This window comes from Halorubellus sp. JP-L1 (genome assembly GCF_011440375.1).
In the GTDB taxonomy this organism is placed as follows: Archaea; Halobacteriota; Halobacteria; order Halobacteriales; family Natrialbaceae; genus Halorubellus.
In genome coordinates, this window is record NZ_JAAOIR010000002.1 from 924633 (window position 1) to 950231 (window position 25599).

The 25599-nt window shown below is 67.6% G+C and carries 30 protein-coding genes; 11 read left to right on the top strand and 19 right to left on the bottom strand.

All coding sequences use genetic code 11. The features are described 5' to 3' along the window. Positions 1-3: 3 nt before the first annotated feature. A complete protein-coding gene (locus tag G9C85_RS13170; RefSeq protein ID WP_166040660.1) occupies positions 4-543 on the bottom strand; it encodes a dual specificity protein phosphatase in 540 nt (179 codons plus the stop codon). Positions 544-690: 147 nt separating this feature from the next. Between G9C85_RS13170 and G9C85_RS13175 the strand changes: the two genes are divergently transcribed. The 3 genes from G9C85_RS13175 to G9C85_RS13185 are packed head-to-tail and all read left to right on the top strand — an operon-like array spanning position 691 to position 3236. Then, positions 691-1566, top strand: coding sequence for a heme-copper oxidase subunit III (locus tag G9C85_RS13175; RefSeq protein ID WP_166040662.1), 876 nt, complete (start codon positions 691-693; stop codon positions 1564-1566). A 13-nt stretch (positions 1567-1579) separates the two neighbouring features. Further along, the gene (locus G9C85_RS13180) at positions 1580-2971 is read left to right on the top strand and encodes a hypothetical protein (RefSeq protein ID WP_166040664.1); all 1392 of its coding nucleotides are present in this window, start codon (positions 1580-1582) and stop codon (positions 2969-2971) included. Positions 2972-2975: 4 nt separating this feature from the next. Next, the gene (locus tag G9C85_RS13185) at positions 2976-3236 is read left to right on the top strand and encodes a C2H2-type zinc finger protein (protein WP_193570713.1); all 261 of its coding nucleotides are present in this window, start codon (positions 2976-2978) and stop codon (positions 3234-3236) included. Between the two features lie 40 nt (positions 3237-3276). Here G9C85_RS13185 and G9C85_RS13190 read toward each other — a convergent pair whose 3' ends face one another. After that, positions 3277-3609: a hypothetical protein gene (locus tag G9C85_RS13190; protein WP_240148869.1), complete on the bottom strand. Its 333-nt coding sequence runs from the start codon at positions 3607-3609 to the stop codon at positions 3277-3279. Positions 3610-3736: 127 nt separating this feature from the next. Between G9C85_RS13190 and G9C85_RS13195 the strand changes: the two genes are divergently transcribed. Further along, on the top strand, positions 3737-4018 hold the full coding sequence (locus tag G9C85_RS13195; RefSeq protein ID WP_166040666.1) for a PadR family transcriptional regulator: 282 nt from the start codon (positions 3737-3739) through the stop codon (positions 4016-4018). Between the two features lie 194 nt (positions 4019-4212). On the opposite strand, the gene G9C85_RS13200 is transcribed toward G9C85_RS13195, so the two are convergent. From G9C85_RS13200 to G9C85_RS13230, 7 genes are all read right to left on the bottom strand, one after another. Further along, a complete protein-coding gene (locus tag G9C85_RS13200) occupies positions 4213-4641 on the bottom strand; it encodes a metal-dependent transcriptional regulator (RefSeq protein WP_166040668.1) in 429 nt (142 codons plus the stop codon). Next, the gene (locus G9C85_RS13205) at positions 4638-5129 is read right to left on the bottom strand and encodes a ferritin-like domain-containing protein (RefSeq protein ID WP_166040670.1); all 492 of its coding nucleotides are present in this window, start codon (positions 5127-5129) and stop codon (positions 4638-4640) included. Before G9C85_RS13205 ends, G9C85_RS13200 begins: the two co-directional genes overlap by 4 nt. A 94-nt stretch (positions 5130-5223) precedes the next feature. Then, positions 5224-5664 (bottom strand): HIT family protein, encoded by a 441-nt coding sequence (locus tag G9C85_RS13210; RefSeq protein ID WP_166040672.1) that lies wholly within the window; start codon positions 5662-5664, stop codon positions 5224-5226. Between the two features lie 93 nt (positions 5665-5757). Continuing rightward, on the bottom strand, positions 5758-6969 hold the full coding sequence (gene sufD / locus G9C85_RS13215; RefSeq protein WP_166040675.1) for a Fe-S cluster assembly protein SufD: 1212 nt from the start codon (positions 6967-6969) through the stop codon (positions 5758-5760). 16 nt (positions 6970-6985) lie between these two features. Then, complete coding sequence (sufB, locus tag G9C85_RS13220) at positions 6986-8416, bottom strand: Fe-S cluster assembly protein SufB (RefSeq protein ID WP_166040677.1); 1431 nt, start codon at positions 8414-8416, stop codon at positions 6986-6988. A 33-nt stretch (positions 8417-8449) separates the two neighbouring features. Beyond that, complete coding sequence (locus G9C85_RS13225; protein ID WP_166040679.1) at positions 8450-9364, bottom strand: ABC transporter ATP-binding protein; 915 nt, start codon at positions 9362-9364, stop codon at positions 8450-8452. 157 nt (positions 9365-9521) lie between these two features. After that, complete coding sequence (locus G9C85_RS13230) at positions 9522-12269, bottom strand: DNA-directed DNA polymerase (protein ID WP_166040681.1); 2748 nt, start codon at positions 12267-12269, stop codon at positions 9522-9524. A gap of 175 nt (positions 12270-12444) precedes the next feature. Here G9C85_RS13230 and G9C85_RS13235 point away from each other — a divergent pair, with 175 nt between their 5' ends. The 3 genes from G9C85_RS13235 (at position 12445) to G9C85_RS13245 (ending at position 13578) form a co-directional block, all read left to right on the top strand. Then, positions 12445-12624, top strand: coding sequence for a hypothetical protein (locus G9C85_RS13235; protein WP_166040683.1), 180 nt, complete (start codon positions 12445-12447; stop codon positions 12622-12624). A gap of 57 nt (positions 12625-12681) precedes the next feature. Continuing rightward, positions 12682-13068 carry a hypothetical protein gene (locus tag G9C85_RS13240; RefSeq protein ID WP_166040685.1) on the top strand — a complete coding sequence of 129 codons (387 nt, stop codon included), beginning with the start codon at positions 12682-12684 and terminating at the stop codon, positions 13066-13068. 81 nt (positions 13069-13149) lie between these two features. Then, a complete protein-coding gene (locus G9C85_RS13245) occupies positions 13150-13578 on the top strand; it encodes a hypothetical protein (RefSeq protein WP_166040687.1) in 429 nt (142 codons plus the stop codon). A gap of 65 nt (positions 13579-13643) precedes the next feature. Here G9C85_RS13245 and rad50 read toward each other — a convergent pair whose 3' ends face one another. From rad50 to G9C85_RS13260, 3 genes are all read right to left on the bottom strand, one after another. Further along, positions 13644-16349 (bottom strand): DNA double-strand break repair ATPase Rad50, encoded by a 2706-nt coding sequence (rad50, locus tag G9C85_RS13250; RefSeq protein ID WP_166040689.1) that lies wholly within the window; start codon positions 16347-16349, stop codon positions 13644-13646. Continuing rightward, positions 16346-17821, bottom strand: a complete 1476-nt coding sequence (gene mre11 / locus G9C85_RS13255; protein WP_166040692.1) for a DNA double-strand break repair protein Mre11 — start codon at positions 17819-17821, stop codon at positions 16346-16348. Before mre11 ends, rad50 begins: the two co-directional genes overlap by 4 nt. A 215-nt stretch (positions 17822-18036) precedes the next feature. After that, entirely contained in the window at positions 18037-18315 is a 279-nt protein-coding gene (locus G9C85_RS13260; protein ID WP_166040694.1) for a winged helix-turn-helix domain-containing protein, read from the bottom strand. A 217-nt stretch (positions 18316-18532) separates the two neighbouring features. Between G9C85_RS13260 and G9C85_RS13265 the strand changes: the two genes are divergently transcribed. Beyond that, complete coding sequence (locus tag G9C85_RS13265; protein ID WP_166040695.1) at positions 18533-19744, top strand: proteasome-activating nucleotidase; 1212 nt, start codon at positions 18533-18535, stop codon at positions 19742-19744. Positions 19745-19842: 98 nt separating this feature from the next. Beyond that, positions 19843-20778 (top strand): alpha/beta hydrolase, encoded by a 936-nt coding sequence (locus G9C85_RS13270; protein ID WP_166040697.1) that lies wholly within the window; start codon positions 19843-19845, stop codon positions 20776-20778. Between the two features lie 11 nt (positions 20779-20789). Here G9C85_RS13270 and G9C85_RS13275 read toward each other — a convergent pair whose 3' ends face one another. Further along, complete coding sequence (locus G9C85_RS13275; RefSeq protein ID WP_166040699.1) at positions 20790-20930, bottom strand: hypothetical protein; 141 nt, start codon at positions 20928-20930, stop codon at positions 20790-20792. Between the two features lie 157 nt (positions 20931-21087). On the opposite strand from G9C85_RS13275, the gene G9C85_RS13280 reads away from it, so the two are divergent. Together G9C85_RS13280 and G9C85_RS13285 are read left to right on the top strand one after the other, a co-directional pair. Further along, positions 21088-21645, top strand: a complete 558-nt coding sequence (locus G9C85_RS13280; protein ID WP_166040701.1) for a GMP synthase subunit A — start codon at positions 21088-21090, stop codon at positions 21643-21645. A gap of 96 nt (positions 21646-21741) precedes the next feature. Further along, positions 21742-23688 (top strand): DUF2070 family protein, encoded by a 1947-nt coding sequence (locus G9C85_RS13285; protein ID WP_166040703.1) that lies wholly within the window; start codon positions 21742-21744, stop codon positions 23686-23688. Between the two features lie 76 nt (positions 23689-23764). On the opposite strand, the gene G9C85_RS13290 is transcribed toward G9C85_RS13285, so the two are convergent. The 6 genes from G9C85_RS13290 to G9C85_RS13315 all read right to left on the bottom strand — a co-directional run bounded on the left by G9C85_RS13290 (position 23765) and on the right by G9C85_RS13315 (position 25515). Beyond that, the gene (locus G9C85_RS13290) at positions 23765-24010 is read right to left on the bottom strand and encodes a DUF3194 domain-containing protein (protein WP_166040706.1); all 246 of its coding nucleotides are present in this window, start codon (positions 24008-24010) and stop codon (positions 23765-23767) included. Positions 24011-24014: 4 nt separating this feature from the next. Continuing rightward, on the bottom strand, positions 24015-24401 hold the full coding sequence (locus G9C85_RS13295) for a prefoldin subunit beta (protein WP_166040708.1): 387 nt from the start codon (positions 24399-24401) through the stop codon (positions 24015-24017). 91 nt (positions 24402-24492) lie between these two features. Continuing rightward, complete coding sequence (locus tag G9C85_RS13300; protein WP_166040710.1) at positions 24493-24777, bottom strand: KEOPS complex subunit Pcc1; 285 nt, start codon at positions 24775-24777, stop codon at positions 24493-24495. A gap of 13 nt (positions 24778-24790) precedes the next feature. Further along, positions 24791-24925, bottom strand: coding sequence for a DNA-directed RNA polymerase subunit P (locus G9C85_RS13305; protein WP_166040712.1), 135 nt, complete (start codon positions 24923-24925; stop codon positions 24791-24793). Then, positions 24922-25197, bottom strand: coding sequence for a 50S ribosomal protein L37ae (locus G9C85_RS13310; protein ID WP_166040714.1), 276 nt, complete (start codon positions 25195-25197; stop codon positions 24922-24924). The genes G9C85_RS13305 and G9C85_RS13310 overlap by 4 nt, the downstream gene beginning before the upstream one ends. 114 nt (positions 25198-25311) lie before the next feature. Then, the gene (locus G9C85_RS13315) at positions 25312-25515 is read right to left on the bottom strand and encodes a hypothetical protein (RefSeq protein WP_166040716.1); all 204 of its coding nucleotides are present in this window, start codon (positions 25513-25515) and stop codon (positions 25312-25314) included. Positions 25516-25599: the final 84 nt, after the last annotated feature.

Genomic DNA, 25599 nt, shown 5'->3' on the forward strand with positions numbered 1-25599 from the left:
CGCTCACGTCGACCTGTTCGGTTCCCGATCGGCGTCGGCGGCGAGGTAGACGACCGCGGACTCGACGAGCGCGGGGTTCGGCATCGCGAACGGGCGGGCCGTCTGGACGTCGTCGAGCGCGTCGCGGAAGCGTCGGTCGCCGGTCGCGGCGATGGCGGTTGCGAGGACGGCGCTGCTCCGGGAGACGCCGGCGCGACAGTGAACGAGCGTCGCGCCGTCGCGCGCGAGGAGCGTGCGGGCAGTGTCGACGGCGTCGCGGAACGCCGCGGCGTCGTGGTCGAGGCTGTCCTCGAAGGGACGATGGTGGGTCGTCGACGGCTGTGGGTCGTCCGTGAGCGTGAGGACGTGCGCGAAGGCGTGCTCGTGCGCGCTCGGGTCGGCGGCGTGCACGTTCCCGATGTACGCCTCGCGGTCGTCCACCCGAACGACGACCGCCTCGTCGTGGACGTACCCGAACGGCCGAACGAGGACGTCCTCGTCCGCGACCGTCCACGGCTGACCGGACGTCGGTGGTCGACCGCTGGGGCTCTCGTCTCCCGGCATGCCCTCGGAGTATCCGACGGAGCATCTTGTACGACACGGACCCGCCCGGGAGTCAGGGTGTCCGATACTCGACCGAATCCCGCTACCGACCACAGGTGACGCCCGCGGTTGGATGGATTTTTAGTAGTGGACTCGTAAGCCTCGGCTATGACAACGACGGAAGACGCGAGCGACCACGGCCACGGCGGCCACCTCCCAGCCGTGGAGGACTTCCCGCGCGGGTTCGGGGAAGCCTCCTGGTGGCCGATACTGAGCGCGATCGGCGGGTCGGGAATCTACGTCGGCGCGGCACTGTTCCTCCTCGCCGCCCGCGGCATCGTCGGGATGTCGACGGCCGCGGCGATCACCATCGGGAGCATCGGCCTGTTCGTGTTCGGCCTGTTCGGTTGGCTCTACCACGGCTTCGTCGCGAGCTTCTGGGAGCGCCACAAGTCCGAGCAGAGCGAATCGAAGCTCGTCTGGGGAATGTACGCGTTCCTCGGGAGCGAGATCGCGACGTTCAGCGCCGGGTTCATCTACTTCTTCTTCATCAAGGCCGGTGGCCTCGGCGAAGTCCCGCACATCTTCGGGAGTCTCGTCATCGTCAACACGCTCATCCTGATCGCGAGCAGTTTCACCCTGCACTTCTCCGAGGTCGCACTCCGGAACGGGAACCGCGACCGGTTCCTCACGCTCCTCGGCGTCACGCTCCTCCTGGGCGCCGTGTTCATCGCCGGACAGGTGTACGAGTACTACGAGTTCCTCGTCGTCGACGGGTTCCGGCCCGCGGCACTCATCGGCGAGGGTGCTGTCGAGTTCTCGAACCCGTTCGCGAGCGCGTTCTACGCGCTGACCGGCCTGCACGGCCTGCACGTCACGCTCGGTGCAGTCCTACTCGGTATCGTCTTCGTGCGCGGGCTCCGCGGCCAGTACTCCGCGGACCGCCACGTCTCCGTGAAGACCGCAGCACTGTACTGGCACTTCGTCGACGTGGTCTGGATCTTCCTCGTCGCCGCCGTCTACATCGGCGCGACCGCACTGTAGGTCCGTCCCGTCGATGTCCCGCGTTCGTCGATCCGTGCTGGCGGTCGGCGTGCTGCTCGCAGCCGCCGGGTCGGTTCGCGCACACGGCGCCGCGCTCCGCGGTTCGTCCGGGTCGCTGTCCATCCCGACGTGGCTGTTCCTCTCGACGGGCGGGGCGGTCGTCGGCGCCTCGTTCCTCCTGGCGACGTTCGCGACCGACCGGTCGTTCGTCCGCCGGAGTCACGACTGGGGACGGCGCACGCGAGCGGTCCCGCGAGTCCTCCGCGAGTGGGTCGGGCCGCTCGTCGGCCTCGTGGGATTGCTCGCAGTGCTCGCGTTCGGGTTCGGTGCGGCAACCGGCCTCGCGCCCACGGAGCCACGACGGAACCTCGCGGTCCTCGTCGTCTGGGTCGGCTGGTGGGCGGGGTACGTCCTCACCCTCTACCTCGTCGGGAACACGTGGCCGGCGCTCGACCCGTTCCGGACCGTCGCTCGCGTCCTCCCGTCGCTCGACCGCGAGTACCCCGACAGCGTCGGCGCGTGGCCCGCCGTCGCCGGCTTGCTCGCCCTCGTGTTCGTCGAGGTGACACTCCCGCTCGTCGAGGACCCGGTCGTGCTCGCTACCGCCGTTGCCGCGTACGGCGCGCTCACTGTCGGCGGCGCCGTCGTCTACGGCGTCGACGACTGGTTCGAGCGCGCAGACCCGGTGGCGCGCGCGTTCGACCACTACGGTCGCGTCGCCCCGCTCGCCCGCACCGACGACGGCGTCGGCGTCCGCGCGCCCGGCGCGGGACTGGTGTCGATGGCGGACGTCGACGACGGCCCGCTCGCGGACGCCGGCGGCGTCGCGTTCGTCGTCGCGCTCGTGTTCGCGACGACGTACGACGGCTTCGTCGGCACGCCGGCGTGGCGAGCCGTCGCCGAAGCCGTGCACGCGGTCGGCGTCCCCGGCCTCGCGATCTACGCCGGCGCGTACCTCGTGGGGTTCGCGGCGTTCGTCGCCGTCTACCGGTGGGCGGCGCGGGCGAGTCGCCGCACCGGCGATACGTTCGTCGCCGTCGACGAACTCGCACGGCGGTTCGCGCCGCCGCTGCTCGCGATAGCTGCCGGCTACCACCTCGCGCACTACCTCGGGTTCTTCGTCTCGCTCTCGCTCCCGCTCGCGGAGGCACTGCTCGCACCGACGGCCCCACCGTCACCGCGACTACTCGTGCTCCCGTCGTTCGTCGGCGCGATCGCGATCACGGCCGTCCTCGTCGGGCACCTGGTCGCGGTCTGGGTCGCGCACGCCATCGGATTCGAGTTGTTCCCCGAGCGCCTTCAGGCCGTCCGCGCCCAGTACGCGTTCGTCGCCGTCATGATCGCGTACACGACCCTCAGCCTCTGGATCGTCTCCCAACCGACCGTCACCCCACCGTTCCTCTGAACCGATGCCAGTCGACACAAGTATCCCCGACGACGCCGACGCGCACCGCTGCCCGTACTGTTCGCGGCCGTTCGCGGACCCGGCCCGCGTCGACCTCCACGTCGGCCTCAAGCACTACGACGTCTGCGACGACGACGAAGCCGCGGCGTTCGAGGACGCCTACACCGGCGAGAACGAGATGATACGCCTGTACCGCCTGAAGGCCACGGCCGCCATCGTCCTCCTCTACTTCGGGTTCCTGATGGTGTACGCGTTCTTCGCGTGACCGCACGCGACCGCACTCTACGGAGTCGGACGTGGCGCGCTCACATCCCCATGTCCGCGCTCGCCTCGGGGATCGGGAGGTCGTGCTCGCGCACGCCCAGTCGCTCCGCGACGTGATCGAGCGCCATGTCGAACCCGTAGTAGCGCTCCAGCTCGTCGCCGTCCACCGCCGTCCGCACCTTCAGCATCGCGTACCCGTCTCGGTTCTGCGCGACCACCGCCGTCCGGCCGTCGCGCTCGAACGCCAGCACGCGCTCGCTATCGGTCAGCGAGTACCGTGCCGTAATCCCGTTCGCCGACGCTGCCGTCTCCCCGTCCACAGTCGTCTCGTCGCCCGTCGCCTCCGCCGTCGCTCCATCGTCGTCGTCGGTCATACCCACGTCTTCGACCCACGACTACGAAACCCCAGCGGTCCCGCACCGCCTGCGAGCGACCGACGCCCCCACTACCGGCCGCGAGGCGACCGCAAACCCCACCACCGCCCACCGTGAATCCTGCCCCATGACGAAGTACGTCCAGAGCGGGATGCGTCGCGACGTGCTCGCACTCCTCGCCGCCGACCCACGCCGCGGTCAACAACTCAAGACCGCACTCGAAGCCCACTACGACGAACACATAGAACCCAAGACGTTCTACGGCGCCCTCGACGCCCTCGCCGACGCCGGCCACGTCACCACCGAAACCGAAGGCGTCCACGACGTCTACCGACTCACGCCCGGCGGCCGACGAATGCTCGAAGAACACGCCCGCTGGCTCCACGACACCGTCGAGCCCGACGACTAACAGACCACGCGCAGAACCAGACGAACCGGCGGCCTTGCGGCCGCCGGACGCTTGCTGAGTCAATTCACCATCGCACAGCCCCGCACGGAACCGGCGGCCTGGCGGCCGCCGGACGCTCGCGCAGTCAGTTCACCATCGCACAGCCCCGCACGGAACCGGCGGCCTGGCGGCCGCCGGACGCTTGCTGAGTCAATTCAATCCGCGTCCGCTGGCACTTCCAGATACTCGCACTTGTCGGACTCGGCGTCGAAGCAGTCCGGGCATTCGCCGCGGCGGTCGATGATCGTGTCGAGGCGTTCTGCGACCGTGTCGTCGATGACGGCCTCCAGCGCCGTCGCCTCCCCGCGGAAGTCCTCGACCTCGAGGACGTTCGCGAGGAACCGCTCGATGATGCAGTACGTCTGGAGCGCGTCCTCCGCCCGCCGGATGCCCTCGTCGGTCAGGCGCGCGCCCTTGTACTTCTCGTGATCGACGAGCTCGCGCTCCTCTAGCTTCCCGATCATCTCGTTCACGCTCGCGGGCGACACCTCCAGCATGTCCGCGAGCGTCCCGGTCGCCGCCGGCCCGTCCTCGAGGCGCTGGGCCAGATAGATCGCCTTCAGGTACTGTTCTGCGGTGTTCATTCGTGCGCCTCCATCAGGTCCGTGACCTCTTCCACGCCTTCCGCTTCCTCCTCGCGGATTGCCGCGAGCACCTCCAGGACGCGCTCGCGATCGATACTGAACTCCGTGTCGCTCGCCTCGATCGCCTCGATCAGGTCGTCGTAGAACTTGTACGCCGTCTCCTCGTTACAGAGCTGGTCGTAGAGCAAGTCGTCGAAGTCCTCGGGCGCGGTCTGGGCGTACTTCGCCTCGACGAGCGCGTTGATCTCCTCGTACGCGACCGTCTCCGCGTTCAGATCCGCGACGAGTGCCTCCAGGCGGTCGCGGTGGTCCGCGGACTCCACGGCGGCGTCCTCCAGGAGCGCCTCGACCGCCGGATCGCGCTCCCCGGCGTCGAAGGACTCCAGGTGATGATACGCGCGCGACTCGACGACCTCCTCCAGCACCACGCCGATCTGGAGGAGACGCGCGAGCTGGTGGTCGTCGGTGACGCGCTGTCCCAAACTCATAGAGACACGTCCGAGAGCCGGTCACTTAACGCTCTCCCTCTCCGGTTGCGGGCCACGACCCCGTGTCAAGTCCGGCCGAGCACCGCCGGCCCAGTCACGCGCCGTCGATCGCCGAAACGACGGCGTCGTGTGCGTCGCGCTTCGAGCCGTCGTAGTCCGAGTCGGGAAACAGGTCGCGGTCGTCTTCGTGGCGCCCCACGAGATGCACGTGCAGGTGGGGGACCGACTGGTAGCTGGTGCTGTCGTTGAGTACGTTCACGCCGTCGAATCCGCATTCGTCGTTCCCATCGCCACGCATCCGCGACGCGAGCGACCGAGTGTGCTCCATCACGGCCGCGAGCACGTCCTCGGGCACGTCGAACAACGTCTCGTGGTGAGCGGTCGGAATCACGAGCACGTGCCCGGGCGCGATCGGGTCGAGCGGCGAGAACGCGAGCGTGCCTGGCTGCTCTTCGTCGCCATCGCGCGCCTCGACGACGAGCGCGTCCGCGTCGCCCGCGACGATGCCACAGAACACGCAGTCGGCGTCGGTCATGCGAGATACACGACGACGGAACACCTCACGCTTGGGGTGGCGTGAGAGAGATTCGCAAGAACTTCCGGTCGAAGTGAGAACGCGGCGAGTGCGTTACTCGCGGAGGCGCTCGGCGACGAGGTCGCTGAGGTCCTCGCGGAGTTCGTCCACGTCGACTTCGTCGAGCACGGGCACGAAGAAGCCCTCGACGAGCATGTTCTTCGCCGTCTGCGGGTCGACGCCGCGGGAGGTCATGTAGAACATCTCCTGTGCGTCGACCTGCCCCACGGTCGCGCTGTGGGACGCTTCCGTGTCGTGGTTGTTGATGATGAGCTTCGGGGACGCGTCCGCCTCGCTCTCGTCGGAGAGCATCAGCGTGTTCTCTCGCTGGTAGGAACTCGTGTCCCACGCGTCGCGGCCGACGTCCTGCACGCCCTCGTACACCGAGCGCGCGTGGTCGTCGAGGACGCCGCGCGTCACGAGGTCCGCGGTCGTGTGTTCGCCCTCGTGCCAGACGCGCGCCGCGACGTCGAAGTGCTGGTCCTCGTGGCCGAAGAACGCGCCGACGGTCTTCGTCTCCGAACCGTCGCCTTTGAGGTACGTCTCCACGCTGGACTTCGTGAGCCGCGAGCCGATGTTGCCCTCGATCCAGTCGACCGTTGCGTACGTGTCCGCGTGCCCGCGCTTCAGCGTGTAGTTGTACGTCTCCTCGTCGAGGTTCTGGAGCGCGCCGTACTGGACGCGAGAGTTCTCGCCCGCGACGACCTCGACGACGCCGCTGTAGTAGCGCTCGCCCTCGACGGCGTCACCCGTGCTCTGGCGTTCGAGGATGGTGACCGACGAGGATTCCTCGGTGACGACGAGCGTGTAGTTGAACAGCGACCGCGAATTCATCGCGGTCCGGATCTTCACGTCCTCCGCGTCCACGCCCTCCGGGACGTAGATCACGGTGCCCGCCGAGAACAGCGCCGTCGAAAGCGCGGTGAGGTAATTCTCTTCGGGGTCGACCACGGTCGCGAAGTGCTCGCGAACGAGGTCCTCGTGCTCGGCGAGCGCCTCGGACCACTCGAGGACTTCGACGCCCTCGTCGCTCACGCGATCCTTGTCCTCGGCCGCGTTCAGCGGGTCGACGAGCGCTTCGAAGTCGAGCGCGTGGAGGTTCGTCCAGTCCCGACCCGGCGTCCGGATGACGTCCGGCATGTCGAGTTCGTCGAGCGCGTCGAGCGCCTCCAGCCGGTGCTCGGTGAGCCACTCCGGCTCGTCGAGGTCGGCCGAGATCTCCTGTACTTGCTCTCGTGTGAGGTTTGCGTGTACCTGCGTACTCATTGTCTCCTCCCGGGAGTTACCCGAGGCTACCCTCCATCTCCAGTTCGATGAGCCGGTTCAGTTCGACCGCGTACTCGATCGGCAGTTCCTCCGTGATCGGCTCGATGAAGCCCGCGACGATCATCTGCTTGGCGTCGTCGTCGTCCAGGCCGCGGCTCTGGAGGTAGAAGACGTCCTCGTCGCCGATCTTCCCGACGGTCGCCTCGTGGGCGACGTCGACCTTCGACTCCTGGATCTCCATGTACGGCATCGTGTCCGACGTCGACTCGTTGTCGAACATGAGCGCGTCGCACTCCACGGACGTCGAAGAGTTCTCCGCTCCGTCGCTAATGTGGACGAGGCCGCGGTAGTTCGTGCGGCCGCCGTCCTTGCTGATGGACTTCGACTCGATCGTGGACTTCGTGTCAGGCGCGTTGTGGTAGACCTTCGCGCCCGTGTCGATGTCCTGGTCCTCGCCGGCGAACGCGATCGTGATGTGGTTGTCCGTCGCGCCACGACCCTTCAGGATCGTGGCGGGGTAGAGCATCGTCGCCTTCGACCCCATCGAACCCGAAACCCACTCCATCGTCCCCTCGCTCTCGACGATAGCGCGCTTCGTGTTCAGGTTGTACGTGTTCTTCGACCAGTTCTGCACGGTCGAGTACTGGACGTGCGCGTTCTCGCCGACGAACACCTCCACGCCGCCGCTGTGGAGGTTGAACGCAGAGTACTTCGGCGCGGAACAGCCCTCGATGTAGTGCACTTCGGAGTTCTCCTCGGCGATGATGAGCGTGTGCTCGAACTGGCCCATCCCCTCGGAGTTCATCCGGAAGTACGCCTGCACGGGCATGTTCACGGTCGTGTCCTCGGGGACGTAGACGAACGACCCACCGGACCAGACCGCACCGTGGAGTGCCGCGAACTTGTTGTCGCTCGGCGGCACGTTCTTCGTCATGAAGTGCTCTTTGACGAGCTCCTCGTGCTCCTGGACCGCCTTGTCCATGTCGCAGAAGATGACGCCCTTCTCCTCCCAGCGCTCCTGCATGTTCTGGTAGACGATCTCGGACTCGTACTGCGCGCCGACCCCGCTCAGGGCCTCGCGCTCGGCTTCCGGAATGCCGAGCTTCTCGAACGTGTCCTGGATCTCCTCGGGGAGGTCCTCCCAGTTCTCCGCCCCGCCGCGCGTCTCGATGTCGGGTCGGATGTAGGGAACGATCTCCTCGATGTCGACCTCGGAGAGGTCGGGTTGGCCGGGCCAGTCCGTCGGCATCGGCATCTCCTGGAACTGCTTGAGCGCGCGCTTGCGCCGCTCGTACATCCACTCCGGTTCGTCCTTGTCCTCCGAGATGAGACGGATAGTCTCCTCGGTCAGCCCCTTCTCGGTCTGGAAGGCGGAGCTCTCCTCCTTCTTGAACTCGAAGCGAGCCTCGGTGTCGGTCTCCTTCAGGTGGTCTTGATCTGAACTCATGATTGATGTATTCCTGTTTGGGGTCCCATACGGTTAAGCCGTCTCGTAGGCTTGCTCGCGAACCCAGTCGTAGCCCTCGTCCTCGAGCTTCTCCGCCAGCTCCGGACCGCCGGACTCCGCGATCTTCCCGTCGAGCATCACGTGCACGTGGTCGGGCTCGACGTAGTCGAGGATGCGCTGATAGTGCGTGATCTGGAGGACGCCCGTGCCCTGCTCGTCGCGGAGCGCGTTGATGCCCTTCGAGACGTCCTGGAGCCGGTCGATGTCGAGGCCGGAGTCGATCTCGTCCAGCACCGCGATCGACGGTTCGAGAATCGCGGCCTGCAGGACCTCGTTCTGCTTCTTCTCGCCGCCGGAGAAGCCCGCGTTCAGGTACCGCTGCGCGAACTTCTCGTCCATGTCGAGCTGCTCCATCTTCTCCTGGAGGAGACCCTGGAACTCTGCGACGCCGATCTCGCCCTCTTCGACGTTCCCCTCCATCGGGGAGGTCTCGTAGCCGACGTCCTCCTCTGCTGCCTCCTCGGCCTCGTCGTCGTCCTCGAAGAGCTCCTCGCGCTCCTCGAGCTTCGCGTTGAGTGCCGTGCGGAGGAAGTTCGTCATCGTGACGCCCTCGATCTCCGCGGGGTACTGGAATCCGAGGAAGATGCCGAGCGCCGCGCGTTCGTTGGGCTCCATCTCGAGGAGGTCCCACGTGCGCTTGTCCTCGGGGATGTCGAAGTCCTCGCCGAAGTCACCCTGTTCGAGGTGGAGGAGTACGTCGCCGTCTGTCACCTCGTAGGCGGGGTGGCCGGCGATGACCTTCGCCGTCGTGGACTTCCCGGAGCCGTTCGGGCCCATGAGGGCGTGTATCTCGCCGGATTCGACCTCGAGGTCGACACCGTCGAGGATCTGCTCGCCGTCGTCCTCCGCCACTTTCGCGTGGAGTTGTGAGAGTTGGAGTCGTGCCATTTGTAGAACCTCTTATCGTGTCTAGCCAGGTGGGTGCGCCCCATCAAGCTTTCGTAACGCACCCAGTTCTGCTTGCTCGCTCAGAAATAATCTTTCCCGAAAAGCAAACGAAGTGCGTGATAGTCTAGCACGCTCCAGGTCGCGCTGCCGTCCCCGGCTACATGAACGACCCGAGCCCGGTCTGCTCCTGGCCCGTCTTCACCTCGTCCCACGACATCCCCAGCGCCTCGATCACGCGCTCGATCGGTCCTTGTAGGGTCTTCTCCAGCATCTTCTCGTAGTCCACGTCGAACTCCTCGGGAATCTCGTCGTCGTACTCGAAACAGATCACGTCCGGGTCGCGCTTGAACTCACCGTAAAGCGGATCCTCCCGCGGATCGAGCCCGAGTTCGTCCTCCACGCGCTCGAAGTACGACGGATGCACCGACTCCAGGTACAGCCGCTTGGGCTTCGAGCCGCTCGCGAAGTTCGTCCCCAACAGGAGGTTCGCGTACTTCGCCCCCCTGACCTGCGCCGTATCCGTCTCGTAGTTGTCCAACTGCTTCCCGATCCCACCCGGGATCGCGATCTCGTCGTAACTGTACTCGCCAGCCAGGAAGTCGTCGATCACCCCGCTCACGTACGCGCGAATGTTCTCCGTGTCCTCCCCGTACACGATCCGCTCGATGACGTCCTTCTGGACCTCCTTCGTCACCGCCGCGATGTCGCTGCGCTTGTACTCGAACCCCGTAATGTCGACGTCGTCGACGTCCTTCCCCTCCTTCCAGACGATGTGACCCGCGTACCGCTTCTTCTTCCCCGCCTGGAAGAACCGCCGATACAGCTTCTCGAACTCGATCTGGAAGCGGTGCTCCTCGCCGGCGTCGAGATCGACGTGCAACTCGTCGCGCGCGAAGTCGTCGTAGGACGCGTTGATGTACTCCTCGATCTCGAAGGACTGCTCGATGGCCGTCTCGGTGTCCACCTCCGGACCCAGTTCTATCATGACGCTGTCGGTGTCACCATATGCGACATGATGGCCGAGTTCGTTCGCCGACTGCTCCGTGAATTCTATGACCTCTCTCCCCGTTGCAGTCACTGCAGCACCCATCTCCTTGTCGTACAGTCGGAACCGGTCCCACCCGAGCACGCCGTATAACGAATTCATAATAACCTTGACAGCGGCCTGTTGCTGGTCGTAGGTCTCGTACTCGACGGTGCCGGGTTCGTGCTCGTTCCGGAGCGCCTTCTTGTTCTCGCGTTCGCCGAGGAGTTCGTCGACCATCTCGCGGATCATGCCGTCCGGTTCCTTCCGGAAGTGCGTCCCGTTCGGCGCGACGAAGGTGTCGCCGCCGTAGGAATCGGGGTCGACCTTCGTCTCGGGACTGGCGTTGACCGTCACCATGCACATCGGATAGAGGCTCTTCAAGTCCAGTACGGTGACATTTTCCTTGACGCCCGTTATCGGATCGAACACCGCGCCACCCTCGTAGTCCTCGGACTCCTGCTGGCCCTTCGAGGGGAGCGCGAAGTCGCCGTTGACCTTGTGCAGCACGTACATGTCGACGGCGTCGCCTGCCGTGGGGGCGTCCTCGAGCTTGCAGCCGACGAACGTGCGGACCTCGTCGTAGAACGCGATTATGTCCTGTTTGCGGTCGAGTTCCACGCAGAGTTCGACGTCGCGGAGGTTGTACTCCAGCAGGCGCGCGGGGTCGTCCTCCCAGAGCGTCGCGATGTCGCCCGAGTAGCGCTCCTTGCCAACGCCGAGTTCGGTCTCGCCGACGGCGTCGAGTCGGTACGAGTCGAGTTCGGTGAACTGCCGGCTCTTGTACGCGTACAGGAGGTCGAAGACGACGCGGCCCTTGACGTCCGGTCCGCCCCAGCCCGAGCGCCAGACCTCGTTCACCCTGGACAGCCGGTTCGCGTCGAGGTCGAAGTCGTGCGTCGGCGAGGCGAGGACGTCGAGACGGTCGAGGAAGTACGGCGCGTCGAAATCTTCGAAATTCCAGCCCGTTGCGATGTCTGGATCGGTCTCGACGACGTAGTCGAGGAACGCCTCGAGCATCGCCTCCTCCTCCTGGAAGGTCTCGACCCGGTAGTCCATCTCGTCGGGGATGGGGTCGTAGTCGAGGGCGTCGGTGCTCGTCGTTGCCCCGGTCTCGTCGGCGATCTGCAGCCAACAGACGTACTCGTCGCGGTAGGAGTCGTGGCTCGTGATGCAGACGATCTCCTGCTCGCCGTCCTCTGGGAACCCGTTCCGGTCGTACACCTCGATGTCGAACGTGTTCACGCGCGGGGTCACGGTCGCCTCGGTCGGTGCGACGTCCTCGTGGTGGACGCGGATCGCGGTCTCGTCGTCGTTCCAGGCGGCAGGCACGCGGAGGCCGCTCTTGACGTCCTTGTCGATGAGGAAGCGGTTCGGGAACAGGATGTCGGCCTCGTAGTGGTCGAAGTGGTCGCGGACGTTCCCGACGTCCCGCGGCGTGCGGCCGAAGATCTGCGCGAGGCGGTCGCCGCGGATGCTCTCGAAGGGCTCGCCGTCGTCGTCCTCGACGCGGTAGTCGACGAGGCCGTCGAACGCCGCGATGCGTTCGTCGTCGACGTTCTCGACGGGCGCGTAGAAGTACGGCCGGAAGCCGTAGACCTTGACGTGGACGGCGTCGCGGTTCTCGGGTTCGCGACCGAAGACGTGGATGACGGGTTCCTCGTCTTCGCCGCGGCCGTCGACGGTGTAGTCGACCTGCGTGACGGCGACGTCGAGGTACTCGTCGGCGTCCGGCAGGCCTTCGCGTTCGGCGTCGACGACGGACGCGCCGCTGGAGACGTCGTCGGCGACGACCTGCGCTTCCTCGTCCGGCCGGTCGCCGTCGTCGTCGCCCGACCAGGCGTCGGTCAACGACAGCTGTCCGGCGTCCGAATCTGTCATGTCCACACTCTCGGCGTTCGCCGGTAAAAACTCACGTGTTTCGCGCCGTCGAGCGGGTCACCGAACCCCGGGTAGCGCCGGATCAATCGCCGCGCCGTCTTGCGGGTCCCCGCCCGACGATGGCAACAAGACCTTTATGCATGTGAGTTCTTGCCATAGCTGGAGGTGAACGGGCTTGACCAACCACGCATCAGACGGTGACGAACAGCAGGCCGACGACCGTGAGCCCGAGGCGGACGAGATGACGTCCATCGAGACATACGAGACGAACGACGGGGTCGTCTTCTACGACGCCGAGAACCCGCTCGCGTGGCTGGAAGCCAACGAGACCTGCTCGCTCCGAGAGCGAGCCTGACAGCTCGACGTCCACCAACGAACACGCTTTTCGTACTCTGTGCCGACGCGACTAACAGTGCCATCGGAGGACGCGTCGGACGACCCCGCCGAGGACGCGGCGAGCGACGGCGTCGACGACCGGCTCGCCGGCGACGACGAGGGCCTGCGGGATCCGAGCGACGCCCTCCAGGACCCCGCCGACAACGTCCCGACGCCGGAAGTGCCCTCGATCGAGCCGGAGGCACCCGACGCACCGGAACCCGACGAGATCCCCGAGGGCCTGCGCGCGGAGTTCTGGGAGCTCGTGTTCGCGGCGAACGTCGCGCTGTTCGGGCTCTCGCTAGGCGCGATGCTCGTCGCGTTCGACGAGAACGTCCCCCTCGGCGCGCTCTCGCTGCTCGTCGGCGCGCTCGCCGCAGCGTTCCTCCTCTACCGGTACCTGAACCGACAGCACACTCCCTAAGTCCGAACTGCCGCGCCAATCCCTCGGTCGCGAACGGCTCGGACCGTGACGCCTAACCGCTCGCACCGCCAACGCCGAGTCATGCGAACGGTCGAGACTCCAGACGGGAATCACGTCCTCGTCCGGAAGGCCTCCGGGGACTCCTTGCTCGTCGCCGACCCCGACACCGGCGAGGAGCGGTACGTCGACCGCGATGCCGTCTCCGAACTCGACGGCGAGTCCGCGCTCGCGGTCGCCGCGTCAGCCGTCCCCGCGCCGACGCGGCGCGTCCTCACTGCCGTCCACGACGACGAGAGCGTCGGCCTCCTCCTCGAACTCGTCGACCGCGGCCCGCTCGCGGCACGCACGCTCCTCGACGAATACGATTACTGCGAGAGCGACCTCTACGGCCTCGTCGCGGAGTTCCGCGCCGCCGGCCTCGTCGAGGAGGCGACCGTCGCCGGGGAACGCGGCTACGACGCCACCGAGCTCGCGCGCGACGGCGTCGCCGTGCTCCGCGGCGCGAACTGAGGTACCGGAACCCCCAGTGGGTTCCGAGGCAGCGAGCGGGGTCAGTCGTCCGCGAGTAAGTCCGGTCAGTCGTCCGCGAGCAGGTCCGCGGTCGGCGCCTCGCCGACCTCGACCGTCGACCGGTTCGTCGTCGAATCCTTCCTGACGTGCACGAGCTCGTCCGCCGCGCCGACGAGTTCCTCGTCGTGACTGACGACGAGGATCTGCTCGACGCCGTACTCGGTCCGCATCGTCTCGACGAGCGTCAACAGTCGCGTGACGTGTCCCGAATCGAGGAACACCGTCGGCTCGTCGAGGATGAGCGGCGGCATCGGCGCCGTCCCCTCCACGCCCTCCGCGAGGAGACGGTAGATCGCACAGCGCAGACTGAGGTTGAATAGCGCGCGCTCGCCGCCCGACAACTGGTCCGGGTCGAGCGTCTCCCCGTCCTTCTGGTACACCGTCAGCTCGTAGTCCCCGGAGAGCTCGATGTGACTGTACGAGTCGTTCTGGTACACGAGATCGAACGTCTCGTTCAGCATCCGCTCCAGAGTCTCGACGTTCTGCTGGCGGAGCTCCGCGCGGAGTTCGCCGTACATCTCCTGTAGGTCCTGGGCCTCGTCGTACAGCGACTCCAGCGCCTCCACGCGCTCGCGAGCGGCCTCGCGCTGCTCGCGGAGGTCCTCGAGCGCCTCGATCTCGTTCTCGACGGCACCCCGCCGACTCTGGAGGTCGTCGCGCGTTGCGCGGAGGTCGTCGAGTTCCCCCTCGGCCTTCTCGATGTACGTCTCCGCACGCTCCTTCTCCGCCCGCGCCTCCGCGACGGTGTCCTCGTCGACCGCCGCCTCCAGTTCCTTCTTCCGCTCGCGTTTCTCCGCGAGGCGTTCGCGGCGCTCGTCGTTCAACTCCGCCTTCTGCTCGCGGTCCTCGCGCAACCGCCTGACGTCCTCGCGAGCGTCCGCGAGCGCCTCGCTCGCGTCGACGACCGCGTCTAGTGTCTCGATGCGATCGGTCACTTCCGCCTTCTCGGCGTTCGCCGACCCGAGGTCGCTCCGAAGGTCGTCGGCGGTTTCCCGCTTCGCTGCCGCTGCCTCGCGCTTGTCCTCGGCCGCCTCCTCGTGCTCGTCGGCGTCCGCGAGCAGGGACTCTCGACGCTCGCGCCTCTCCGCGATCGTCGACTCCTTCTCTTCGAGCAGTTGCTGCACGTTCTCCCGGCGGTCCTCCAGCGAGGACACCTCGCGCTCGGACTCCCGGAGCGCCTTCGCGTCCTCCAGGGCGTCCGCGAGGTCCTCGAGCGCCCCCTCGACGTCCTCGAGCGCGGACTCCTTCTCCGCGAGTCGCTCGCGGTCCTCGTCGAGCGAGTCGACGTGCGGGGATCCGTCCACGGACTGCCCGCACTCGGGACACTTCCCCGCCTCGAGCAGCCGCTCGCCCTCCTCTATTCGGTCCCGGAGCGACTCCACCGTCGCGCGCAGGTCCTCGCGCTCCCCGCGCAAGTCCTCGCGCTCCTCGCGGCGGTCGGCCACGAGCGATTCGGCCTCCCCTAACGAAACCGGCGCGTCCTCGAAAGCCGCCTTCGCCTCGGCTATCTCGTCGCCCAGTTCCTCGACCTTCTCCCGGCGGTCGGCCAGCTCCGACTCCGCCGCCTCCACCGCCTCCGCGAGCTCGTCGGCCTCTTCGCGGTCGGCTTCGGCTTCCGCCTCGAGTTCGTCCGCGCGCTCGGCGAGGCGCTCGGCCTCGTCGCTCGCCGAGCCGATCTCGACGGAGAGCTCGTTGATGCGCTCCTGGAGCTCGTCCACGCGCTCGCCGAGCGCGTCGCGCTCGACCGCCACCGCGTCCACGTCGACCGTCCCGTCCGCGTTCCGCACGGTCTCTGCGTCCAGCTCGGACTCCGCGAGTCGGTCCTCGAGTACGGACTCGTGTTCCTCGACGGCCTCGCGACGCTGCGCAATCTTCTCTTTCAACGCGTCGCGCTCGCGCTCCGTCGCCGCGACAGTCGATTCGAGCTCCTCGACGTCCGCCTCGATCTCGTCGAGTTGCTCGCGTTTCTCCTCGTGCTCGTCGAGCACCGCCTGGGCATCGTCGCGCGTCTCCCGCGCGGTGTCGACTTGGTCCTCCAGCCGCTCGATCTCCGCGGTCGTCTCGCCGAGGTCGGACTCCAGTGCGTTCAGTCGCTCGTGGAGGTCCTTCGATTCCTTCGCCTCCACCTGGGACGCCAGCTCGTCGAGTCGCCCCGTCGCGTTGTCGAGGACGTCGGTCACGCCGAGGCGCGCCTCGCTCGCGCGCTCCCGGTACTCCTCGAGCTTCCCGAGCTGGAGGAGGTCGTCGATCATGTCCTGGCGTTCGGTCGGCGTGGCGTGGATGAGCTTGTTCACCTCGCCCTGCTGGACGTACGCGCAGTTCACGAACGCTGACGCGTCCATCCGCAGCAGGTCCGCGATCGCGCCGTCGACCGCGGTCGCGCCCTCCCACGTCTCCTCGCCGGGCCCCTCGAGCACGCAGTCGTGACTGACGCGGTCGCCGTAGTCCTTCAGCGACCGCTCGAGGTGGTATCGGCCTCCAGCGTGTTCGAACCACAGTTCGACCGCGCACTCCTCCTCGCCAGTGCGGATGACGCTCTCGCGCGGGCCGTCGATGGCCGCGCTCCCGTAGAGCGCGAAGAAGCACGCCTCGAGGAGCGAGGACTTCCCGCTCCCGTTCACGCCGTGGACGACGGTGACGCCCGACGATAGCGACAGGTCTGCGTCCGCGTAGCACTTGAAGTTCTCGAGGGCGACGCGCTCGAACCTCACAGGAACTCACCCATCGAGGACTGCCCGTCGCCGTCGCCATCGCCGTCGCCGTCGCCGTCGGAGGCGCCGTCACCGCCGTCGGCTGCCGGCGCAGCTGCGGCCGCAGCAGGCTCGCTCTCGGCGTACTCGTCGCCGTCGTCGTCCGGTTCGTCGTCTGTTTCGGCGTCGTCCGGATCGTCGTCGTCTGTTTCGGCGTCGTCCGGATCGTCGTCGTCTGTTTCGGCGTCGTCCAAGTCGGTGCCTGCGTCGACCAGTTCGTCGTCCGTTTCGTCGACGTCGAGGTCGTCGGCGTCCTCGGGGGCGGGCGCGAACGCGTCGAGGTCGTCGTCGTCGACGATTCCCTGCACGCGTTCTTCGACGCTCTCGCGGACGTTCGAGTCGGCGAGCTTGCTCTCGCGGACGGTCTCGTCGATGCTGCGGGCGGCGTCGCTGAGGCCGAGGTCGCGGACGCGCTCGCGGACGGCTTCGTCTGGGTCCGCGAACGACACGTTCGCTTCGGTGTCGACGGCGACGTCGCGGTGGTCGTTCACGCGGACGACGAGCGCGCCGTCGTCCTTCGCGAGCTCCTCGACCGGCGCTGGCGTGACGGGCTCGCCGTCGCCGTCGATCGTGACGACGACCACGGCGTCGTCGGCGTCGTACTGGCGGACGGCCTCGCGGACGCGGTCCGTGCCCTCGCCGCGCTCCAGGTCGACGTCCACGAACACGAACTCGCGCGTCTCCAGACCGCGGCGACTGATCGCGACGCCCTCGCCGGTCGCGTCGGCGTCCCCGCCGTCGGTGGCGCTCTCCGCATCGGCCTTCGCGTCGGCGTCGAAGCTCACGATGTTGTACCCGCGGTCGTCGCGCTCGCTCGCGCTCGCGCGCTCGGTCGACCCACAGTACGTCACCCACGCGTCCCGGACGCGCTCGGTGCCGGGGGCGTGGTTGTCGCCGAGGAGGAGGGCGTCGAAGTCGATCGTCGATTCGTCCAGCAGTCGCTTCGTGTCCCAGTCGGCGTGCGCGAACGGCTCGAAGAGGCCGTGCGAGACGAGCGACGCGTGGGTCGCGTCGGTGTCGGCGAACTCGTACGCGAGGTCGTCGCGGCGCGAGCGCGGAACGAAGTCCAGGCCGTAGAACGCGGTGTCGCCGACGACCCGCGGTTCGTCGCCGAGGCGCTCGGCGAGCCCGAGGTCCTCGAAGAGGTCGAGCCACTGGCCGTCGCGCTTGCTCTCGTGGTTCCCGACGACGGCGAGGAACGGCACGCCCGCGTCCCGCAACTCGCGGAGCGCGGCGACGGTCCCCTGCAGGTCTCGGAGGCCGGGGCGTCGGTCGTGGAAGAGGTCCCCGGCGTGGACGACAGCGTCGACGTCGTCGTCGATGGCGTCGGCGACCACCGCCTCGAACGCCGCGAGGAAGTCCCGCTGGCGCTCGGGCGAGTGGTACTGGCGGTAACCGACGTGGGTGTCGCCCGTGTGAATCACCCGTGTCATACCCCGGCCTTGGCCGGCATCCCCTAAAGGGGTTTGCAGAGCACGGCGGAAGTGAAGGATCGCGGGAGTGTCGGGAGCGAGGCGACTGGGCGGCGTGAGGGCGCGACTGGGCGGCGTGGGCTTCCGGGGAGGAGGGTGCTATGGGTCGACCGAGGCCAGTTACGCGCAGTTGGTTCCTCTTCCTCGCAGTCGATTTACTCGAGCCGGGAGTCGATTCACTCGACGTTGAGCGTGTAGATGCGCTTGCGGGCGTCCGAGAAGGAGAACCGCGAGTCGACGACGTGCTCGTCCTCGAGGCGGTTGAGTGCGTACCGGACGGTGCGGGCGGGCAGGAGGGTCTCCTCGGCGAGCTGGCTCTGGGTCAGGGAGTCCTCGTACTCGAGTACCTTCGCGACGAGCTTCGCGCTCGGCGGCAGGTCGGTCACGTCGTCCCACGAGCCCGTGGGTTCCTCGTCGGCGTCGTCTTCGCGCTGGTCGTACACGTTCGTGCTCATCGTACACCACAGTAACCAATGCTCCCTAATAATACTAACTATGTAAGATTATTCTTCTGAGTTATTATCCAGTATGGTCGGGTGGGGATTCAGGTGGCGTCCCGCTCATCGATCGGCCGACTGCAGTTCGCCCCGCTATCCACCGACGACAGGGGCTCGGCCGGGGATTCTCACCCGACCCGAAGCCTCTTAAGAATCAGTACCTTACGAGTGGGTGATGACCGACACCGTGGAAGACGTGGACTTCCCGTACGCGGAAGACGCGTCCAAGCAGGAGAAGATCCAGGCCCTGCAGGAGCGGCTCGAAGTCCTGGAAGCGCAGAACGAGGAGATGCGGGACAAGCTCCTCGACGCCAACGCCGAGAACAACAAGTACCAGCAGAAACTCGAGCGTCTCACGCACGAGAACAAGAAGCTCAAGCAGTCCCCGCTGTTCGTCGCCACCGTTCAGGAAGTGAACGACGACGGCGTCATCATCAAGCAGCACGGGAACAACCAGGAGGCGCTCACCGAGGTCACCGACGAGATGTCCGAGGGTCTCGAGCCGGACGACCGCGTCGCCGTCAACAACTCTCTCTCCATCGTCAAGGAACTCTCCAGCGAGACGGACGTCCGCGCTCGCGTCATGGAAGTGACGCAGAGCCCGGAGGTCGCGTACGAGGACATCGGTGGACTCGAAGAGCAGATGCAGGAGGTCCGCGAGACCGTCGAGATGCCCCTCGAGCACCCCGACATGTTCGTCGACGTCGGGATCGAGCCGCCGAGCGGCGTCTTGCTGTACGGGCCGCCGGGCACCGGGAAGACGATGCTCGCGAAGGCCGTGGCGAACGAGACGGACGCGACGTTCATCAAGATGGCCGGGAGCGAACTCGTTCACAAGTTCATCGGCGAGGGCGCGAAGCTCGTCCGCGACCTGTTCGAGGTCGCTCGCGAGCACGAGCCCGCCGTGATCTTCATCGACGAGATCGACGCGATCGCGTCCAAGCGCACGGAGTCGAAGACGAGCGGGGACGCGGAGGTCCAGCGGACGATGATGCAGCTGCTCTCGGAGATGGACGGGTTCGAGGACCGCGGCGAGATCCGCATCATCGCCGCGACGAACCGCTTCGACATGCTCGACCGCGCCATCCTCCGCCCCGGGCGCTTCGACCGCCTCATCGAGGTGCCCAAGCCGGACGCGGACGGTCGCGAGCTCATCTTCCAGATTCACACGCGGAACATGAACGTCGCGGACGACCTGGACTTCTCGGCGCTCGCCGAGGACACCGAGAACGCCTCGGGCGCGGACATCAAGGCCATCTGCACGGAAGCCGGGATGTTCGCGATCCGCGACGACCGCACCACGGTGAAGCGCAGCGACTTCGAGGAGGCCTGGGCGAAGATCCAGGCCGAGGACGAGGACGACGAAGTCTCGAAGACGTTCGCCTGACCAGTCTCGTCCTGGTTCCCGCGACCGCGTTCGCCTGACCGCGTCCGGTTCGACTCGATTCCGACCGCTTTTTGGTTGCTGACGCGACACGTCGAGTCATGAGTTCGGACGCCGCGGACGCTGACGCGGAGACGACGCGCGAGACCGCCGCCGCCGACGCCTCGTGTCCGGCCGAGACCGTGGAGGTCCGCGGCCGGACGGTGACGTACGCGTCCTTCGGTGACCCCGATGGCGTGCCGGTCGTGGGATTCCACGGCCTGCCGGGGTCGCGTGCGTTCGGGGCGTTCCTCGACGCGCCCGCTCGCGAGCGCGGCGTTCGCGTCCTCGTGCCGGACCGGCCGGGCGTCGGCGGGTCCGAGCCCTGGCCGGAACGATCGGTCGCGGACAGCGCGGACCTCTTCTCGGGCTTCCTCGACGCCCTCGACGTGGATGCGGCGGGCGTCCTCGGGTTCTCCGCCGGCGGCCCGCACGCGCTCGCGTGCACGGCGCTCGTCCCAGAACGCGTCCGCGGGACAGCGCTGCTCGCCGGCCTCGCACCGCCGGACGCGGACGTCCCCGAGGCGACGATGGCTCGCGTCATGCACGGCCTCGCTCGCCGGACGAGCGTCGGACTGTCACTCGCCGCGCGCGTCCAGACCGCGCTCCTCTCCCGCGCGGACCCCGACGGCCTGCTCGAGTTGTTCACGGACGCGCCCGTCGCGCACGACGTCGTCGTCGACGATGCGACGGTTCCGGAGGTCCTCGCGACCGAGGCCGCGATCGCGCTCGAGGGCGGGCACCGGGCGCTCGCAGCCGAGTACCACGCGCTCGCGACCGACTGGGGATTCGACCCGTACACCGTCGGGCCAACGGTCCAAGTCCTCCACGGCCGCGACGACGACAACGTCCCGGTCGAGGCTGCGAGGTACTACGAGCGCGTGCTACCCGACGCGCACGTCGACGAGCACGCCGTCGACCACCTCGAACTAGTCCTCGACCACGCCGGCAACGCGCTCGACGCTGCCGCTGGCCAGTACCGAGCGCGAGAAACCTGAGACGTTACAGCTCAGCCGAGCGCGAGGAAGAGCAGGTAGGGGACGCCGAACAGGAGGACGGTCATGACGGCGAGCAGTACGGCGTAGCCGGCGGCGGTCGCGCCAGCGGAGATCCACGTCGGATGGTCGAACTCGGAGCGGTCGACGTTCATGCAAGTACCGTGTGACGCGGGGACCTTAGCGGTTGTCGTCTTCGGCGGGGCAGGAGCGGTTGTCGTCTTAGGCGGGGCAGGAGCGGTTGTCGACGCTCCCGGGGCCGACGCTGGCGCGTTCCGGACGGCTTTTGACCGGGGGGCGGTTACGACCGATATGACTCGGATCGTCGTGGTCGACAACCACGGACAGTTCACGCACCTCGAACATCGCGCCCTGCGGGACATGGGCGTGGACGTCGAGATCGTCGACAACGAGACGCCGCCCGGCGAGGTCGACGCGGACGGCATCGTGCTCTCGGGCGGCCCGGAGATGGACCGGCGCGGGCGCTCGGACGACTACCTGGACGACGACCGACCCGTCCTCGGCATCTGCCTCGGGATGCAGGTCATGGCGCACGCGCTCGACGGCGGTCGCGTCGGGAGCGGCGAGTACGGCGGGTACGCCGACGTCACCGTCGACATCCTCGATGCCGACGACGCGCTCGTCGGGAGCCTCCATCCCGACACGCGGACGTGGGCGAGCCACGCGGACGAAGTCAAGGAGGTCCCCGACGGGTTCGCGCGGACCGCCGAGAGCGACGTCTGCGGCGTCGAAGCGATGAGCGACCCCGAGCGCGACCTCTACGGCGTCCAGTGGCACCCCGAGGTCGCGCACACCGAGGAGGGCGAGGAAGTGTTCGAGAACTTCGTCGCCATCTGCGAGCAGGACTGAGGCCGGAACGGCCGATACCGTGCCTCTCGAGGCAACTATCGTCGGGAAGCGGTGGTTAGTTAGGCTTATCCCGTTCTGACGTTTCTCCGGGAACACATGACGGCGACGCAGGGCGACCTCGCGAGCATGTCCCGGTTCATCTTCCGGGCGCCGCGCTGGTACACGAGCTGGACGTTCGCCATCGTCGTCGGCGCACTCATCGGATTCGGTGCGTTCGGCATCGACCCGACGGGCACGAACTTCGTCACCGACGAAGGCGTGCTCGTCGCGCTCAACGACGCGTTCGAGGGCGTGTTCTTCGTCGGCATTCCGACGATCCTCGCGAGCGCCGGGACCGCGTGGGTCGACCAGCGCCTCGGCGGCCGACTCAGTCACAATCGCGCCGCGCTCCTGGCGTTGCTCTGCGAGGTCATCGTCGTCGCGTTCCTCGTCGCCGGCGGCGCCATCGCGCTCGCCTCCGAGACCCTCGGCGCCGGGTTCGTGTTCGACGTCCTCTTCCTCGGTCTGGCGAGCATCTTCGCGCTCCGACTGCTCGTCGTCACCGCCATCTCGCGGCATCGGCCGCTCGTCGCCGCCATCCCCGCGTCCATCCAGACGCTCGCCGCCGCTGCCTTCCTGTTCGTCTACTCCGGGACGCTCTACTACCTATCCAGTCCCGCCGGGGGCGTCACCGACCGCACGCTCGCCCAGGCGTTCCTCTTCCGGCCCGAGGAAGCGCCCGTCGAGATCTCGTACGCGGTCATCCCCGCCGACTTCGTCCTCCTCGCGGTCATCTGCCTCATTCAGGGCGTCGCCGTCGTCGGGTTCCTCTACGCTATCGACCGGCCGTGGCGCGCGAACATGGGCGTCTCCGTCCTCGACTTCGTCGCCGGCTTCATCGGACACATCGCGGAGGGGTCGACGGAACTCGAGGACTTCTTCGAGCAGGTCGGCGAGGAGGCGGTCGTCCCCGTCACCGTCACGTCCTTCCGGCGTGAGGACGGCACCGAGAAGGCGCGCTGGGTGCTCCCGATGATCCACCCCGGTCCGATGGGCGAGATCGGCGGCGGGAACCTCCCGCTCCGCGTCGCCGAGTCGGCCGACGGCCTCGCGTTCCCGCCGCACGCTACCGCCGGACACGACTTCAACCTCGTCACCGAGCGCGAGGTCGACGAGATCATCGAGCGCGCGAACGACGCCTACGACGCCATCGAGTACGGGAGCGAGGCGGCGAAGAGCGTCCGCACCGTCGAGGGGAACGCGAAGGTACTCGGGCAAGCCTTTTCTGACGACGTCCTTCTCGTCTCCACGCACAGCCCGGAGTTCGCGGACGACGTCGACTACGCCGTCGGCCTGTCCTGCGCCGCGGAGGCCCGCGCTGGCGGGTTCGAGAACGTCCTCCTCGTCGACGCGCACAACTGCAACAACGGCCTGCAGGGCGAGGATCTCGGGCACGTCACGCCCGGGAGCGAGCGGTCGTTCGACATGATGCAGGCGTCGAAGGCCGCGGCGGACGCGCTCGCCGAGGCCGACCAGTACCCGCTCCGGATGGGGACCGCGTGGGACGAGACGAAGTGGGAGCCACTCGACGGCATCGGCCCCCTCGGGGTGCGCGTCGCCGTCACCGAAGTCGACGACCAGCGGACCGCGTACGTGCTCGTCGACGGCAACAACATGGAACCCGGACTCCGCGAGCGCATGCTGAAGGCACTCGGTGACCGCGTCGACGACGCCGAAGTCATGACGACGGACACTCACATCGTGAACCAGGTCGAGGCCTCGAACCAGGTCGGCGAAGCGCTCGACGCCGACGAACTCGTCCGCGTCGTCGGCGGCCTCGTCGACGACGCCATCGACGACCTCGAACCCGTCGAGGCCGGGATGGCGACCGAGCGCGCGACCGTCACCGTCTTCGGGAACGACCGCACCGAGACCCTCGCCAGTCACGCGAACGTCATGGTGAGCCTCGGCGGCGCGCTCGCACTCCTCGTCACCATCGGCACCATCACCGTCAGCCTCCTCATCTTCCTCGTCACGAGCGGCACGCTCGGCGCGTTCCTCTGAATCCGTCGATCTGGTCGACGGCGTCGCTCGCGGCTACGCTACGGAGCGTCGCGTCGAAGAAACGAAGCGGACGCCCTCAGGCGTCCTCGTCCTCGAACAACTCGTCGACCGCGCTGCGTGCGGCGAGCGTCGCGTCCTCCGCGACGACCTCCGCGTCGGCGTCCGCCTCGGGCGCGTTGATCCACACGTCCACTTCGAGCACGCCGTCCTCGAACGTCACCTCGACGTCGTAGTCGCGGACTGCCGAGCGCTTGAACCGGGAGAAAACCAGTCCCTCCGCCGCTTGCGCGGCCGTCTGCACGACCTCCTCGTCGCTGGGCATGCGCTTACGCGCCGCCGGCGCCGCCCATCGGGCCGCCGCCGCCGGGGCCGCCGCCGAGCATCTCCTGGAGCTCGCCCTGGAGTTCCTCGAACTGGGTCTGGACGCGCTCCTCCTGCTTTTCGAGGGTCTCGACGCGGATCTCGAGGCTGGAGACCTTCTCGTCGAGGGAGTCCGCGGCCTCGTCGTAGTCCGTCTGGACGAAGAGGTCGCCGACTTCTCGGTACATCGTCGTGTCCTCGTCGATGTCGTCGAGTTCGTCGAGCGCGGTCTGAGCCTCCGTGAGCGAGGACTCGGCCTGCTGCTTCTGGCGAGCGACCTGCTCGGCTGTCTCCTGAAGGTCCTGCAGTTCCTCTATCTTCTCCTGTGCCTCGGGCGGCAGATTGCCTTGCATACCTTGAGGGAGAATGTCCGGCCTGAAAAACCCCCGCTTTCGGTATTCGGTCGATACGCGGTCGAGGGCGGGTCGGCGACTCGACGACGCGTCACGGTTCGCGACCGCTCGCGCGGTCGACGGGTCGCCCGAGCGCGGCGGTTCGTTCGGCGACCTCCGCGAGCTGGAGCCACGTGTTCGTCGCCGCCCGGAGCGCGGTGAGGTCTCGCGCGGTAACCTCGAACGCGACCACGGACGCGTCGCGCGAGACGGTCGTTCGCGACCGGTCGTCGTCGATCGCGTCGACCTCGCGCGCCACGCTCCGCTCGACGATGCGAGCCAGCGACTCGTCGTCGTAGTCGAGTTCCAGAACGGTCTCGTGGGCGACGTCGGTCATCGCCCGAACGCGGTCAGTTGACGGGGACGGTCTTGACGTCCTGACTGCGCTCCTTCAGGAGGACGCGGTGCCCGCAGTACGGACAGCGCACGCCACCGTAGCCGTCCAGCGACACGTCGCGCTTGCACCGCGAGCACTTGTAGCTCATTCTTCCTCGCCGAGGGCGGCGCGGATGGAGCGACGGACGCTCCGGCCGCCGGGCGTCTCGGGGCTGTACGTGCCGCCCGCGAACTTGTGCCCGCAGCGCTGGCACTGCCAGATACCGGTGCCCTGCCGGTCGACGGCGTCTGCGCCGCAGTCCGGGCAGGCGTGGTCCTTGTTCATCTCGCCCTCGATCTCCATGACGCGGCGGCGGGCCACGCGCCCGTAGCGGGCGCCGAATCGGCCGGCACTGCCGGTACGTCCCTGCTTCTTGGCCATGATACTCGCTGATACCGCTGTGGCACAGTTAAACCTGTTGAGTCGTCCCGGCGCCGACGGTGCGTGAACCACCCGCAAGCGGCCGCGTGACCGGGAGTCGTGCGACCGGAGCCCTTATTGGATGGCGCGTGCGGTGACGACCTCGTACCAGATGAGCGCGAGGGCGGCGAGGAGTGCGAGCGCGAACAGCGGCGCGCTGGCCAGGGCGTCGGGCGCGGCCTCGTGAGTGGCGGCGACGGCGGCGGCCGCGCGGTCGACGAACAGGCCGCTGACGACGATCACGGGGATGGCCGCGAGGACGGCGTCTGCTCGACGCATCTCGTCTAATTAGATGTAATTACGAGTGAAAGGCTTTGTGCCTCGACGTGCCTGGTGGCGCTCGACGACCGGTTCTCGAGTGGA